Consider the following 13273-nt stretch of genomic DNA (forward strand, 5'->3'; position numbering starts at 1 on the left):
TTGCGTCTTGCACAGACCACGCCGCCGGCCGCTCGCGCGGGCCGGCGGCGTGGCAAAGGCTCAGTTCTTCGGCGCCGACTTCGACTCGTAGCGCTTCGACCATTCGGCGAGCACGCGCTCGCGATTATCGGCCATCCAGCTGAGGTCGTTCTTGATCATCCCCGCTTCGGCATTGACGGGATAGTTGGCCGGCTTGTTCTCGACACCCGGCGCAGCCACGATGGCGTAGGTCTGCGAGTAGAGCTCGTTCGCCGCCTTGGTCGTCGACCAGTCGGCGATCTTCTTGGAGACGGCGAGGTTCTTGCTGCCCTTGACGATGGCGCTGGCTTCCATTTCCCAGCCCACGCCCTCCTTCGGAATCACGACCTCGATCGGTGCGCCCTTGGTTTTCTCGGACGCGCCGCGCATGTCGAGCGCCAGACCGATGGTGCGCTCGCCGCGGGCTGCCTGGACGCAAGGGGCGGAACCGGAATGGAGATAGGCGCCGATATTCTCGTGCAGCCCGTCCATGAACTTCCAGCCTTCGGCTTCGCCCATGCTCTGCAGCCAGCCGGCGACCATCAGATAGCCGGTGCCGGAGGAGGCCGGATGGGGCATCACGATCTTGCCCTTGAACGCCGGGTTGAGCAGGTCCTTCCACGAGGCCGGCACGGGCACGCCCTTGGCCTCGGCCGTATTGTAGCACACGACGCCGAGATAGGCGTCCATGCCGGTCCAAGTATAGGGGCTGTTGGGATCGCGGAAGACCGGCTTCAGCGCATCGGCGCCGGCCGGCTTGTAGGTTTCCAGCAGCCCGGCCTTCTCGAACATCAGCAGGCTGGACGCCGCGAGCCCCATCACCATATCAGCCCGCGGATTGTCCTTTTCGGCCAGGAAGCGGGCGGTGATGACGCCGGTGGAGTCGCGGACCCAGACCACCTCTGCGTCCGGCACGGCCTTCTCGATCGAGGCCTTGAACGGTCCGAGCTGGTCGTTCTCCAGTGCTGTGTAGATCGTTACCTTCGTCTTCTGCGCCAGGGCGACGCCGGGCAGTGCKAGCGCGAATGCCCCGATGACGCAGGAAGCAAGCCAGTTCTTCATCTTCTCATCCCCTCGTGGTGATCGATTAGAGCGCTCTTTCGGCGTTTTCCCCTGAGATCGTAAAACACAGGCGGATCGCTCCGCCTGTGCTGGTCTTCTTCGTCATGCGGTCCAGGGCAGGGACCAKGTCTTGACGTTGGTGAAGCTCTTCATGGCTTCGACGACGCCCTCCTTGTAGCCGAGGCCTGAATCCTTGATGCCGCCGAAKGGCGACATCTCGATGCGGTAGCCGGGAACCTCCCAGAGGTTGACGGTGCCGACCTCGAGYTCCGCGACRAAGCGCTGGATGTAGTCGAAGCGGTTGGTGCAGACGCCCGAGGACAGGCCATAGGCCGTCGARTTCGAGATCCGGATCACCTCGGCGATATCGTTCGGCACGCGGATGATCGGGATCACCGGGCCGAAGGTTTCCTCATGCACSAGCTCGCAGGYGTAGGGGATGCGGTCGACCACGGTCGGRTGGAAGAGCGCRCCCTCGGCCCGCTGGCCGTAGAGCACTTCGGCGCCTTGCGTCACGGCGTCGTCGACGCGGSCCTGGAAGAGCGCGGCCGAGCGGGCGTTGATGACGGTGCCGACATCGGTTGCCGGATCCATCGGGTTGCCGCATTTCAGCGTCTTCGCCTTCTCGACGACCAGTTTGGCGAAGGCGTCGGCGACGCTCTCGACCACCAGGATGCGCTTCACCGCGGTGCAGCGCTGGCCGGARTTCTTGGTCGCACCAGTGACCGCRAGCTCGGCCGCCTTGTCGAGGTCGGCATCCTCCATGACGATCAGCGGGTCGTTGCCGCCGAGTTCGAGCACGATGCGCTTGTAGCCGGCGGTATTGGCGATGTGCTTGCCGACCCGGACCGAGCCGGTGAAGGTCACCAGATCCGCATCGGGATCGGTGATCATCGCATCGCCCATGGTCGAGGGRTTGCCGGTGACGACCGAGAGCATCTCGGGCGGCAGGCCGGCCTCGTAGAGCACGTCGGCSAGYGCSAGCGCGGTCAGCGGCGTCAGCTCGGTCGGCTTCAGCACGAGGCGGTTATTGGTGGCGATCGCCGGCGCCAGCTTGTGGCTGACCATGTTGAGCGGGTGGTTGAACGGCGTGATCGCCGAGATCACSCCGAGCAAGGGCTGGCGCGTCGTGAAGATCTTGCGYGCCTTGCCGTTCGGCGAGATGTCGCAGGAGAACATCTCGCCATCATCCTTGATGGTGAGCTGGGCCGCAAAGGACCAGACGTCATAGGCCCGGCTCGCCTCATAGAGCGAATCCTTCCAGCACAGCCCGGCTTCGGCCGTGATCAGCCGGGCGAACTCGTCCTTGCGGTCGCGCAGCARCTCGGCCGTCTTCTGCAGGATCTGCTGGCGCTCATAGCGGGTCAGTGTCGGCTTGAAGGCGCGCGCCTTGGCGAAGGCCTCGCGGACATGCTCGGGCCGCGCCGCCGGCACCAGGCCGACGACGGAATTGTCGTAGGGATTGCGGACCTCGACCATGTCGTCGGTCGAGACGAGCTTGCCGGCGATCCGCATCGTCTCGCGGCGGGGTGTCGGGCTGAAGGGAGCGTTCATCACCAGGTCCTCACGCCGCGACGCAATTCAGGGCGACGTCAAAGACGTCGAAATTGCGCAATGGCCCCTGCGGCCAGTCGACGGCGCGGTTGACCAGCATCGGCACAAGCTGCTCGGTCAGGCCGCCATGCGAGCGCAACGGCTCGGTCAAACCCGCCAGGTCGTGCCGCGCGGCGCTGGTCCCGAGCACCTTGTGGCGGGTCGAGATCACCACGATGTCGCCGATCCGGTCGGCCGGGAGCGAGAAGCGGGCGCAGGCAGCGCCGCTGTCCAGCACGACCTCCACGCCGTTGGTGGCTGCGAGCTCGGCGATGAGCGCCCGGCCGTCCGTTCCCTCCGACAGATAGATGGTAGCGAAGGAGCCGAGCGCGCCGTGATGGGCGACATAGGGGTCGGTGATCGGCAGGATCACGCGCGCCTGGCCGGCGCCGCATCGCGCGTCGACCCAATCCTGGAGATAGAGCACATCGGGCTCGCCCGAGGCGAGGTGCTTATCGTTCATGCCGTGATCGGCGGTGAGCGCCAGCACGCAGCCGAGCGCATCGAGTTCGCCGATATAGCGATCCATCATCGCATAGAAGGCGTTGGCTACCTCGCTGTCCGGTGCGGCCTTGTGCTGGATATAGTCGGTCGTCGAGAGATACATGACGTCCGGCCGGAACGTCCTGATCAGCTTCACGCCCGCTGCGAAGACGAACTCCGAGAGATCGGCCGAGTAGACCTCCGGCAGGGGCTTGCCGACGAAGGAGAGCAAGTTCTCGATGCCGTTCTCGGCCAGCGTCGCCTTGTCGGCCTTTTCCGAGGAGAAGGCGATCGAGYGGCCGCTCTTCGGATCCAGGCCCTTGCCGAGCAGGGTGCGAAGCTTGTCCTTGGCGGTGACGACGGCAACCTTGGCGCCGGCCTCCTCAAAGGCCTGCATGATGGTGCCGGTGCGCATGAAGCGCACATCGTTCATCATCACCTCTTCGCCGGCCGCCCGATCGTAGAAATAGTTGCCCGCGATGCCGTGGACTGCCGGCGGCTGTCCGGTGATGATCGAGATGTTGTTCGGATTGGTGAAGCTCGGGATCACCGAGCGCGCCAGCCGGTAGGAGCCGGCGCGCAGCAGGCGGTCGAGATTGGGCGCCAGTCCCCTGGCGATGGCCGCCTCGATATAGCCGGGCTCGGAGCCGTCGATGCAGACCACGACGGTCGGAACCTCCGGCAGGCGATAGCTGCGGCCATTGGCGGCCACGATGTTAGGGGCTCGCGTGAGCATGGGTCTTCCTTTCGAGAAGCGGACTTGGCGCTTCAGCGACATGGGCTGGTCGAGGCAGGGGGGAGCGCGGGCGGCCCGCGCCGGGAAGGTCAGTTGACCGTGGCGAGGGGCGCCACGGTCGAAGGGCGTTAGCGGATCATGGCCCGGACACGCGATGAGATGAGATCGGCCGCAAGCACCATCGCCAGGATCATCAGGATGCAGGTCGCGGTATCCTGGTACTTGAAGAGCTTCATGGAGGAGACGAGCTCGAAGCCGATGCCGCCGGCGCCCACCATGCCGAGCACGGTCGACTGCCGGACATTGGTTTCCAGYCGGTAGAACACCGTGCCCAGCCAGGTCGGCAGCACCTGCGGCAGGACGCCGAAGAAGAAGGTCTGGAAGGGCCCGACGCCGGCCGAGCGGAAAGCCTCCAGCGGTCCCTCGTCGATATCTTCCATCGCCTCGGCGAAGAACTTGCCGAGCATGCCGGCCCCGTGGATCGCAAGGGCCAGAACGCCCGCGAAGGGGCCAAGGCCGATGGCGGCGACGAAGATCAGCGCCAGGATGATCTCGTTGATGCCGCGCATGCAGTTCAGCACCTGGCGCGTGGCGTGATAGACGACCGGGCTCGGGCTTAGATTACGGGCCGCAAAGAAGCAGATCGGCAGCGCGATGACGACKCCGAGCAGCGTGCCCCAGACCGCGACCYGCAGGCTCTCCAGCGCCGGCTTCCAGAGTCGATCCAGAAAATCCGGGTTGGGCGGCATCATGCGGACCAGGAAATCCCACATATAAGGGATGCCGTTCCACAGGTTGCTGGCATTGATCTGCGAACCGAGCGCGGCCCACCACAGGAAGACGACGATCGCGAGCGACAGGGCGCTGACGCCCCACCAGCCGAAACGGCCCTGCGGCGGACGAAGGACGAGTTGCAATGTACCGAATGACATGATCGGGCTCCCCGTCGCGTTCAGGCTGTTGCGGTGGCGATGAGCGGCGTCAGCACCGGCTGAGCCAGCGCGCGCGGCTTCAGGACGCGGCTGATGCCGGGGTCTTCCAGGCCGGGATAGATCTGGTGGACGATCTCGGAGGTCAGCTGGTCCGGCGTGTCGTCGAAGATCACCCGGCCGCCGCTGAGCCCGACGATGCGCTCACCGAACTCGACGGCATAGTCGACCTGGTGCAGGTTGCAGATCACGGCGATGCCTTCTTCCTTGCAGATCGCCTTGAGGTATCCGAGCACGACGCGCGACGTTTTCGGATCGAGGCTCGCCACCGGTTCGTCGCACAGGATCACGGACGGCTGCTGGGCCAGCGCCCGGGCGATGCCGACCCGCTGCTGCTCGCCGCCGGAGAGCTGGTCGCCGCGCGCATTGGCCTTGTGCGCCAGCTCGACCCGCGTCAGGCATTCCATCGCGATATCGACATCGCGCCTGGGAAAGAGCTGCAGCATCGACAGGAAGGAGGACAGCCCGGCCATGCGGCCGACGAGCACGTTCTTCAGCACCGAGAGGCGCTTCACCAGATTGTGGTGCTGGAAGATCATGGCGACGGGCCGCTCGCCGCGCACGCTGCGCTTGGCATCGAAGACGGTKCCGTCGATCAGCGTCCGCCCCGCATCGGGCTGGGCGAGCCCGTTGATGCAGCGCAGCAGGGTCGACTTGCCGGCGCCGCTGGGGCCGAGCACGACCAGGAACTCGCCCGCTCTCACGGTCAGGTCGATGCCCTGCAGCACCGGCCGACCGACATAGGACTTCTTCAGTCCTTCGATCTTGATCATCTCGGATCCTCCGCGGAACCGCGCCAGGCGCGGCTACTTCATCTTGGCCAGATCGAGATTCAGCACCTTCGCTGTGTCCCGGATGATGTCGTAGGCCTGGTCATTGGTCTCGACGAAGCGGTTGAGCTTGCCCTGATCGGCCCAGGTGATGTCCCTGATGTTCAGGAAGGCGGTCCTGATCTGCTTCTTCAGGTCGTCGGGCAGGTTCTTGCGCCAGCAGGTCGGCGATTCCGGGATCGGGTCGGAGCGCCAGACGACCTGGATGTCGGCGGGGTCGATCAGCTTCTTCTGGACCGCGGCGTCGAAGATGCGGTCGGCGATCGTCGCGGCATCGACGCGCTTGTTGGCGACGGCGAGCGCATTGGCATCGTGCGAGCCGGTGAAGAGCACGCGGCCGAAATCCTTCTCTGGATCGAAGCCGAGCTTCATCAGCCCGGCCTTCGGGAAGAGGTGGCCGGAGGTGGAGGAGGGATCGACGAAGGCGAAGGTGCGGCCCTTCAGGTCCTTCACCTCCTTGATGCCGCTGTCCTTCCGCGTGATGATCTGGGCGTGATAATAGGTGCGGCCGGACTTGGCGGTTTCGGCGGTCGCGAAGGCCTCGATCGGCGCAACCGTGGTGCCGAGCACATAGGAGAACGGGCCGAGATAGGCGACCTCGACATGGCCCGAGCGCATGGCTTCGATGACGCCATTATAGTCCGAGGCGACGAAGCCCTGGACCTTGATGCCAAGGTTCTTCTCCAGGGCGTCCAGCAATTGCTGGCTCGATTCCAGCATGGCACGGGAATCCTCCGACGGGATCAGCCCGACCCTGATCAGCTTCGTCTGGGCCCGAACCAGATGCGGCATGGCCAGAACGGCCCCCGCTGCGGCAAGCGAACCCGTCAACACCTTCCGACGCGAAATGTTCATGTCATCCTCCCGAGATGATCCGGTGGTCCTTTGACCTTGCCGGTGAACCGATTACRGGCGCCGTAGCCCTGATGTGAGTGATGTTAGGCAGCTTTGGCGGCCTGTCTCCCGATGAAATTGCGACCCCGCTCACCCTCCAGCGCCTTTGCGACCAGACGGTCCCATTCGACCGGTGACACGCCATAGGCGGCCGGGTCGGTCTTGACGCCGAGCCCTTGCAGGAACAGGCCAAGCCGTTCGGCGCCGGCATCGAGATCGCTGCCGAACACCCGCCGCAGCGCGGCATCGCATTGTGGCTGCGTGCCCATGGCCCAGCGCATCACGATCGGCAGCGAGAAGGAGCAGGCGATGCCGTGGATCGTGCCGCTTTTCAGCGTGATGTCGTAGGAGATGTTATGGGCCAGCGCCGTCTTGGTGTTCGAGAAGGCGAGGCCCGCCAGCAGGCTGGCGCGCATCTGGCGCTCCCTGAGGCCGATATCGTCGAGCCGCTCCATCAGCCGCGGCAGCGTGTCGATGATCTCGCGCGCGGCCTCCACGGCGTAATTGGCCGAGACCGGGTTGCCGTTGACGTTCCAGATGCTCTCCAGCGCATGCGAGAGCGCGTCGAGCCCGGTCGCAAGCGTCAGGCCGCGCGGCGCGCCCAGCGTCAGGGCCGGGTCGAGCACTGCAGCCTCGGGATAGAGCCGGGGATGGGCGAGCGAGTATTTGCTGCCATTTGCGGCATCCCAGACGGTGGCCCAGGAGGTGACTTCGCTGYCGGTTCCCGCCGTCGTGGGAACGGCGATGATCGGGATGATGTCCGAGGCGTCGAGCGGGACCTTGTCGACGAGATGGCGGCGCACCGTCTCGAAATTGCCGCCGCTTGCCGCGAGCACCTTGGCCGCATCGATCATCGAGCCGCCGCCGAGCGCGACGATGACCTCGGCCCGCTCTGCAGAGGCGCCGAACAGGCGGCAGGATTCGACGAGGTCAGCACAATCGGGATTGGTCTCGATATTGGCGATCGTCACCACCGGCGCCCCGGCAGCCTGTGCCAGGCGCTCAGCCAGGTCGCGGAAGATTGGCTGGTCATAGGTGACGAGCGCCCAGCGCCGCTTGCCGATCAGGCCGGCGACCTCGTTGAAGAGGCCGGCGCCAAACCGAATCCTGACGGGATTCCAATAGGCCCAATGCATGCGTTCCACCCTCGTTCCGTCTCGTCTGCCGCGCTTTCCCGGCGCTGTTGGAGTGGATGCTCACAAAGGGCGACCCAATAAACAAATTGATTTTTCAGACGTGATAGATAGAAATTTGCTATGCGTTATACGCGCCTTCGCTCGTTCCATGCCGTTGCGACGGCAGGCGGCTTCAATGCCGCTGCCGCGGAGTTCAACATCAGCCAGCCGACGCTGACCGCACAGGTAGGCGCGCTCGAGGACGAGTACGGGGTCGAGCTCTTCGTCCGGAAGGGGCGACGCCGGGAACTGAGCGACGCGGGGCGACAATTGCTGGCGATTACCACCCGCCTGTTCTCCGAGGAGGACGAGGCGATCGCCTTTCTCGAGCAGTCGCGCGAACTCAGGACCGGCCGGTTGTCGATCAGCGCGGTTGGCCCCTATCACGTCACCGAGATGCTCGCGGCCTTCAACCGCGCCTATCCCGGGATCGAACTCGCCGTGAAGATCGGCAATTCGACCGAAGTTTTGGACGATCTCTTCGAGTATCGCTGCGACGTTGCCGTGCTCGCCTATCTCGACGAGGATGATCGGCTGCTCACCATTCCCTATCGCCGGCATCCGGTTGCGGTGTTCGTGCGCGAGGACCACCGGCTCGCCGGACAGGCGAGCATCGAGATTGCGGCGCTCGACGGCGAGGCGATGATCGTGCRTGAGCGCGGCTCGACGACGCGGCGGGCCTTTGAGGAGGCGCTGGCCGCGACCAGGACGAGGCCGCGCACAGTCATGGAGATCGGCAGCCGCGAGGCGATCCGCGAGGCGGTGATCCGCGGGCTCGGCATCAGCTATGTCTCGGTCGCCGAATTCGTGCCTGACCCGGCGCTCCGCCTGATCCCGATCGCGGATGCGGAGATCTACACCTACGCGCATGTCGTCATCTTGCGGAAGCGCGAGGCCAGCCGGATCGTGCGGGCCTTCCTCAACGCCGTCCGCCAGACCAAGGATATGTGATCGCTCGAACCGCTGGTGTTGGGGTGCGTTCGGGGCCGGCCCGAGCGAGAGCGCTGCGGCTACGCGGCGCGGGCCGGAGCGTGCCGGGCCGCGGTGATCAGGGCGTGCGTCATCTGCCGCAGGATCGCTGTCGCGTCGCAGGTGGACAGGATCTGCGAGCTGACGAAGGCCCCATTGATGAGCACCGAGAGCTGGGTCGCGAGCACCTCGGGATGCTTGACCCGCAGCCGCTCGGCGATGTCCTGCAGGCGCCGATGCAATTGCTGCTTATGCGTGCGGGCCACGAGCCGGGCAGGGTGATCCTCGTCCGGGAACTCCGCGGCGACATTGATCTGGGGGCAGCCGCGATAATGGGGCCGGCCGACACGCTCGCCGATCCAGGCTATATGGGCGTCGAGCTCGGCTTCGCCGTCGTCCGAGTGGCGCGCTGCCACGCCATCCCAGCATGCCCAGAAATCCTCGTCTTCCCGCTGCAGATACGCGGCGATGAGGTCATCCTTCGTGCGAAAGTGACGGTACAGGCTCGTCTTCGCGACGCCGGCCGCCTCGATGATCACATCGACGCCGACAGCGCGGACGCCACGCCGGTAGAACAGGTCGGATGCGGTCGCGAGCAGCCGCTCGCGCATGTCGACCTGGCCAGGTTCCTCAGCCAGCCGTTGGTTGGTCGGCTCCGTCCGCATGCACTGCTCTCCCTTGACGAGGCGACGATAGCAGATCTCCAGTTGACACGCTACAGACCTGTCTGTACCCAAAAGAAACAGACAGGTCTGTAGCGGGAGAGCGTCATGAGCGATCAGTTTGAAGGGGCAGGGATCAGCAAGCCTGCCATCGCAGTCTACGGGGCYGCCGGACATACGGGCCGCTTCGTGATCAGGGAGCTGCTGCGGCGCGGCTTCCCGGCCATCGCGATCGGGCGCGATGGCGAAAAGTTGGCGGAGGCGGGTTTCCCGGCCGGCGTCAGGCAAGAAGTTGCAGCGCTTGCGGATTCTGCAGCGCTCGCCCGCGTCCTCTCCGGAGCGGCGGCGCTGATCAACTGCGCCGGGCCGTTCCTCGACACGGCCGAATTCCTGGTCCCGGCCGCCTTGCAGGCGCGCATCCCCTATCTCGACGTGACGGCTGAGCAGCCCAGCGCCCGGGCGACCTTCGAACGCTATTCCTCCGCTGCGGAAGAGGCCGGTGTCGCCGTCATCCCGGCCATGGGCTTCTATGGCGGCCTGAGCGACCTCCTCGTCACAGCCGCAATGGGCGACTGGACCGGTGCGGACGAGGCCCGCGTCGCGATCGCCCTGGACAGCTGGCATCCGACCGAGGGCACGCGGGTGACGGGGCAGCGCAACACGGCAAGGCGCGTGACGATTGCGGAGGGGAGGCTGCAGCACCTGCCCGATCCGGCTCCGAACGCCGTATGGCCCTTCGCCGAACCTTTTGGCGCGCAGGAGATGGTCGAGCTGCCTTTCACCGAGGCGATCCTGATCGACAGCCATCTCCAGCTGTCGGACCTTCACAGCTACCTGAACACGGCGCCGCTGCGCGATCTGCGCGACGGTTCCACCCCGGCGCCGGTCGCAGCCGACGCGTCCGGGCGCTCGGCGCAAAAATTCCTCGTCGAGGTCGAGATCCGACGGGGGGATGCCGTACGGCGGGCGGCCGCGCGCGGGCACGATATCTATGCCATCACCGCACCGCTCGTGGTCGAGGCCGTCGAGCGGCTCCTGAAAGGCGCGAAGGCACGCGGCGGCGTCTTCGCTCCGGGCGCAGTTTTCGATGCCCGGGACTTCCTGGCGGCGCTCGCCCCCGATCTCGCGCTCTGATCACTGACGGGGTGGCAGGCGGCGGCGTTCATGCTGTGCTGCCGCCCCGGTCTCTGTCGGTGCGCTGCGCGATGGAGTTCGATCTCGGCGAGCGTGGAGCTCATGTGCCGGCAGGCGTGGCGCCCGGAACGCGGGCCAGGAGACCATGTGCCGCCAACGCTTCGCGAATTCCGAGATGCACCTTGTACGCGACCTCTCCGTCTTCCGGGGCAAGGAGTTTCAGCCGCTGGTCGACTTCGTCGCGCAGATTCGCGATCTCGAGCGCGATTCCGCCGGCCGCGAGCCTTTGGCGGATGCTGGCCAACGCCGCAGCCGCGGTGCCATCGATGCTGGTGATCGGTGAAAAATCCAGGACAACGAGCTTGAGCCCCTGAGTCTCGGCAACCCTGTCCAGAATCCCGCGCCGAATATTCTCGACGTTGAAATAGACCCAAGGGTGGGCTGTCCTCAGGATCAGGGCGCCGGGCGCGGTGGTTGCGCTGGGGCGATTGGCAAGGTTCACGAAGCTGCTGCTCTMGGCATCGAAGCCAAGGGTGGCGATCTCCGGCCGAGTGAGCTGTGCAATGGTCAGCATGAGCGATGCCGCCGCTGCAATGAGCACCCCGTTGAGGACGCCCGCAATCAGCACGCCAAAGAACGCGACCAGCGCGATGATCCATTCCGCGAACGCAACCTGCCGCAGGTTGCCGATCTGCCGGAAGCGGACGAGATGCTTCGCGGCCATCAGCACGATGGCGGCAAGCACCGGCTCGGGCAGGTATTTGAACACGCCCGTGAAGAAGAGCAGTACGAGCAGGATCGCTGCCGAATTGACGAGCAGCGCCGCCGGCGAGACCGCGCCGCCCATGGCGTTGACCGCGCTCTGCGACATTCCGCCCGAGACGGCATAGCCCTGCGAAACACCCACGGCCAGATTGGCCGCACCAAGGGCCAGAAGCTCCCGATCCGTATCGATTTCGGTGCCGTTCTCCTGGGCAAAGCTCCTTGCAACCGAACTCGTCTCGACGAAGCCGAGGAGAAAGCAGGCAAAGGCCAGCGGTACGAGCTCCGTCAGGTCCTCCGGCTTGATCGCGGGGATACCGAAATGCGGGAGACCTTGTGGGATGTCTCCGACAATCGCGATCCCGAGTTTATCAAGGCCGAACAGGTGAGTCGCGATGATGGCGGCGCCCACCACGAACAAGGTGGTGGGCCGCCGCGGCATCAGTTTCTCCAGCACCAGAAACAGGACAACCGCGGCGATGCCCATGGCGAGCGAGGGGCCGTGCGCGGTGGGCAATTCCCGCCAAAGCTGCAGGAGACGTGGAAGGAAATTACCGGTCCCGCCAGGCAGGCCAAAGAGCTTGGGCAGTTGCGTCGACGCGATGTAGAGCGCAGCGCCCGTCTTGAACCCGAGCAGGATCGTGTCCGAGATGAAATAGGCAGTCTGCGAGGCGCGAAGCAGGCGTCCGGCGACGCAGATCAGGCCGAACACGATCGCGGTCGCGGCCGCCAAGGCGGCGTAACGCGACAGATCTCCTGCGGCGAGGGCGGACAAGCCGGTCGGAAACAGGACCGAGAGCGCGGATGTCGGCCCAACGGCGAGCTGGCCGCTCGCGCCGAACAGGGCATAGCCGGGGCCGGCCACGAGATAGCAATAGAGCCCGGCGACGGGAGGCAAACCGGCGAGCGAAGCATAGGCAAGGGATTCGGGGATCGTGAAGGCCGCCAGGGCAAGGCCCGCCGGGATATCCTGTTTGAGGTTGCCCATCTGATATCGGCGAGCCCATCCGAACAGGTTCTCGGTGAATCTGCCGATGGACGACCCGCCGCCGCGGTCGGCCTGGGGACCATTTGGTTGCATGGCGCGCCCTCACGATCGTGCCTGCGTGAATGGCCCGGCTCCGGCAAGGCCAATGCCGAAGCAGGACGGCCTGGGCCAAACCGTCTTCCAAGGTCAGCGCCGCTTACGATCAACATCAAAGAGTGCACGGCCCCGCTCATGAAGCCGCCGATGCCGGGAACCGTCCAGCGCAAACCGGCGGCCCGGCTCCCTCCACCGACCTGCAAGTGGCCGGCACTGCCCATCGTGGCGCCGATCAGGTGCCCCTCGCATGCCGAAACCAGCGTTCGGCTCAGGATAGTGCCGTGAGGTTCCGCGAGCGGTGCCGTCCTATTTCGGGCAAAGCCTGTAATTGGTGCCGCTGGTGTCGTTCGCGCTGTAGAAGCGCTTGATGCGGCCATCCGGTTCCTTGGCCATGATCGCGGACACCTGTGAGGTCGAGACCGGGTTGACGCAGCCGAGCGACAGGAAGTCGCGATCGCCGACACGTTTGACCGACTGGATCCTGCATGTGGCGGCCGATGTTCTGATGCGGTCACCGCTGATGATGAAGGCCGAGACGAAAAGATCGGGTGGGCTCTTGAAGGTCATGCCGTTTCGGCCTGGTGAGAAAATCTCCTCACAGGCCGTGCCGTCGGCAAGCCAGGCTCCCTGATAGGCCGCGTAGCGACCCTCGGCTGCCCAACCATGCGAGACCAGAGCTGTTGCGGCGACAAGACCGGCGATGGCAGCACTTGCGTAAGAGGCGATAGTCATCTGTTCCCCCAATGCTCGACCTTCGCGAACTATAGCGGGTCTCTCATCCCCGTCGATGCTGTGAACGTCGATTTCCGTCCTCATGACGAGATCTTGGTTTACGTTGGGCGGCGAACGCCATGGACCGCTCATGAGGAGGGTATTCCGGAG

General features: G+C 65.4%; 12 protein-coding genes. 2 read left to right on the forward strand and 10 right to left on the reverse strand.

Annotated elements, in window-relative coordinates:
• Positions 1-60: 60 nt before the first annotated feature.
• From AC1DJT_RS04205 to psrA, 7 genes are all read right to left on the reverse strand, one after another.
• Positions 61-1080 carry a putative 2-aminoethylphosphonate ABC transporter substrate-binding protein gene (locus AC1DJT_RS04205; RefSeq protein ID WP_441509085.1) on the reverse strand — a complete coding sequence of 340 codons (1020 nt, stop codon included), beginning with the start codon at positions 1078-1080 and terminating at the stop codon, positions 61-63.
• 102 nt (positions 1081-1182) lie between these two features.
• Positions 1183-2634: a phosphonoacetaldehyde dehydrogenase gene (gene phnY, locus AC1DJT_RS04210; protein WP_476833590.1), complete on the reverse strand. Its 1452-nt coding sequence runs from the start codon at positions 2632-2634 to the stop codon at positions 1183-1185.
• A 10-nt stretch (positions 2635-2644) separates the two neighbouring features.
• The gene (gene phnA / locus AC1DJT_RS04215; RefSeq protein ID WP_476833591.1) at positions 2645-3892 is read right to left on the reverse strand and encodes a phosphonoacetate hydrolase; all 1248 of its coding nucleotides are present in this window, start codon (positions 3890-3892) and stop codon (positions 2645-2647) included.
• 128 nt (positions 3893-4020) lie between these two features.
• Positions 4021-4824 (reverse strand): phosphonate ABC transporter, permease protein PhnE, encoded by an 804-nt coding sequence (gene phnE / locus AC1DJT_RS04220; protein ID WP_476833592.1) that lies wholly within the window; start codon positions 4822-4824, stop codon positions 4021-4023.
• A 20-nt stretch (positions 4825-4844) separates the two neighbouring features.
• Positions 4845-5654 carry a phosphonate ABC transporter ATP-binding protein gene (gene phnC, locus AC1DJT_RS04225; RefSeq protein WP_441493473.1) on the reverse strand — a complete coding sequence of 270 codons (810 nt, stop codon included), beginning with the start codon at positions 5652-5654 and terminating at the stop codon, positions 4845-4847.
• Between the two features lie 33 nt (positions 5655-5687).
• Positions 5688-6566: a phosphonate ABC transporter substrate-binding protein gene (phnD, locus tag AC1DJT_RS04230; RefSeq protein WP_441493474.1), complete on the reverse strand. Its 879-nt coding sequence runs from the start codon at positions 6564-6566 to the stop codon at positions 5688-5690.
• 83 nt (positions 6567-6649) lie between these two features.
• On the reverse strand, positions 6650-7741 hold the full coding sequence (gene psrA / locus AC1DJT_RS04235; RefSeq protein WP_476833593.1) for an iron-containing alcohol dehydrogenase PsrA: 1092 nt from the start codon (positions 7739-7741) through the stop codon (positions 6650-6652).
• A 120-nt stretch (positions 7742-7861) separates the two neighbouring features.
• On the opposite strand from psrA, the gene AC1DJT_RS04240 reads away from it, so the two are divergent.
• Positions 7862-8731: a LysR substrate-binding domain-containing protein gene (locus AC1DJT_RS04240; RefSeq protein ID WP_476833594.1), complete on the forward strand. Its 870-nt coding sequence runs from the start codon at positions 7862-7864 to the stop codon at positions 8729-8731.
• A gap of 59 nt (positions 8732-8790) precedes the next feature.
• Here the strand turns inward: AC1DJT_RS04240 and AC1DJT_RS04245 are convergent, their stop codons facing one another.
• Positions 8791-9414 carry a TetR/AcrR family transcriptional regulator gene (locus AC1DJT_RS04245; protein WP_476770860.1) on the reverse strand — a complete coding sequence of 208 codons (624 nt, stop codon included), beginning with the start codon at positions 9412-9414 and terminating at the stop codon, positions 8791-8793.
• Positions 9415-9519: 105 nt separating this feature from the next.
• On the opposite strand from AC1DJT_RS04245, the gene AC1DJT_RS04250 reads away from it, so the two are divergent.
• On the forward strand, positions 9520-10545 hold the full coding sequence (locus AC1DJT_RS04250) for a saccharopine dehydrogenase NADP-binding domain-containing protein (RefSeq protein ID WP_476770859.1): 1026 nt from the start codon (positions 9520-9522) through the stop codon (positions 10543-10545).
• Positions 10546-10645: 100 nt separating this feature from the next.
• On the opposite strand, the gene AC1DJT_RS04255 is transcribed toward AC1DJT_RS04250, so the two are convergent.
• Positions 10646-12295 carry a SulP family inorganic anion transporter gene (locus AC1DJT_RS04255; RefSeq protein WP_476833595.1) on the reverse strand — a complete coding sequence of 550 codons (1650 nt, stop codon included), beginning with the start codon at positions 12293-12295 and terminating at the stop codon, positions 10646-10648.
• Positions 12296-12697: 402 nt separating this feature from the next.
• Positions 12698-13123, reverse strand: a complete 426-nt coding sequence (locus AC1DJT_RS04260) for a hypothetical protein (RefSeq protein WP_441493480.1) — start codon at positions 13121-13123, stop codon at positions 12698-12700.
• Positions 13124-13273 lie beyond the last annotated feature (150 nt).

The organism is Allobosea sp. 05T422_2, assembly GCF_056396265.1.

Bases quoted from the DNA above. Each gene is read 5' to 3' on its own strand.
- AC1DJT_RS04260 (WP_441493480.1), bottom strand. From the start codon at position 13,123: ATGACTATCGCCTCTTACGCAAGTGCTGCCATCGCCGGTCTTGTCGCC.
- phnD (WP_441493474.1), bottom strand. From the start codon at position 6,566: ATGAACATTTCGCGTCGGAAGGTGTTGACGGGTTCGCTTGCCGCAGCG.
- AC1DJT_RS04245 (WP_476770860.1), bottom strand. From the start codon at position 9,414: ATGCGGACGGAGCCGACCAACCAACGGCTGGCTGAGGAACCTGGCCAG.